The organism is Psychrobacter sp. 1U2 (assembly GCF_051847575.1).
This window is the reverse complement of the sequence record NZ_JBPYDC010000210.1, coordinates 1-1397: the sequence shown is the minus strand read 5'-3', so window position 1 is coordinate 1397 and position 1397 is coordinate 1. Positions and strand designations below refer to the sequence as shown.

The 1397-nt window shown below is 40.1% G+C and carries 1 protein-coding gene and 2 pseudogenes; all 3 read left to right on the top strand.

The features are described 5' to 3' along the window. Nucleotides 1–149: pseudogene (locus ACS8FD_RS14555) on the top strand (M48 family peptidase); the annotation flags it as partial. A 196-nt stretch (nt 150–345) separates the two neighbouring features. After that, on the top strand, nt 346–666 hold the full coding sequence (locus ACS8FD_RS14550) for a BolA family protein (protein WP_439261967.1): 321 nt from the start codon (nt 346–348) through the stop codon (nt 664–666). Between the two features lie 74 nt (nt 667–740). Then, a pseudogene (locus tag ACS8FD_RS14545) lies at nt 741–1100 on the top strand (SirB2 family protein). Nucleotides 1101–1397 lie beyond the last annotated feature (297 nt).

Sequence of the window (1397 nt, the reverse complement as noted above, 5' to 3'; positions counted from 1 at the left end):
CTATTACGCTATGGCAAAAAATGCAACGTGCCAGCCAAGGCGAGCCACCGCAATTTTTGAGCACTCACCCAACCAGTAGCAATCGCATTGCACAATTGCAATCATTGATGCCCAAAGTCATGCCACTCTACCAAAGAACACGTCGTTAATTGTGTATTTTTGGATGGGGTATAAAGCAGAGTACAAACCATGGTTTGCACTCTGCTTTTTTACTGCTGTCGTTACAAGCTTAATGTCTATTGAATGACAAAGTATCATTGGTAGTGTCTGCTATAATAGCGATCATAAATCACCGAAAGGTGCTAATACGTAATAGACGTTGACACGATATAAAAAAGGACTGCTATGAGTACTACCCCTACCGCTGATGCGCTAAATGCTGAGCTAAAATCATTACAACCGCAGTATATTGAGCTAATCAATGAATCAATGAACCACGCTGGTTATTTTGAAGGCAAAGAAAGCCATTTTAAACTTACCATCGTAAGCGATGCTTTTGAGAGTAAGCGTTTGGTTGCTCGTCATCAACTGGTTTATGGTCTAGTCGCGCCCCTACTTACTTCTCAAGGCGGCTTGGTGCATGCACTGGCTATTCATGCCTATACGCCAACAGAATGGCAAGGTCAAAGTCCAGACAGCCCATTGTGTGCTGGACAAAACAAATAATAAACCCTACTTGAACAATCATCAGACACAAATAATAAGTCTAATTGCCGTAACCTTAGAGGAGACGATACTCAATGAAACACTTGCATATGCTAATGGCAGTATTGGTAATTGTATTGTTCTTATATCAAAGCTATCTAGTATTAAGTGCCAACAGACGCGCGCCAAAGATGGGAAAGGTAGCCAGTCGGGTTGTTGGTGTTTGGGTTGTTTTTTCGGGGGTTTGAGTGTGGGTGCAATGAAGGAGGGAAAACGCCTCTATACAATGGGTATTTGCCAAAATTATTTTACTTGTTGCTGCCATCAGTGCAAGCATAAAAGCCTTTCACAATCATGCAACACCTATTCAAAGAAAGACAGGGATTTTAATTTCAGCGATTGCGTATATCGGTATTGTAATACTTGCATTCACAAAACCTGCAAACTTGTTTTGATATTGAAGTAATATTAATTTAATACACAATATTTACGTATAAATGAGCCTATAAAAGATCATTTAATAATCAGCGTACTTTAAATGTTAGTGATTGAAAGTATGTTCATTAAGAGTACAATAATAGCAATTACAACAACTTAGCCTTATGGAGCCATTATGAACATTCTTACCGCCGCAACCCTAGTGGCAACAGTTGGCGCTTTTGGTCTTGTTGGCTGCGCCTCAACTGGTAATATTACCCCGCAATATGTGCCACCAAGTACCTATCAAAATTATGACTGCCAAGCACTTAGTC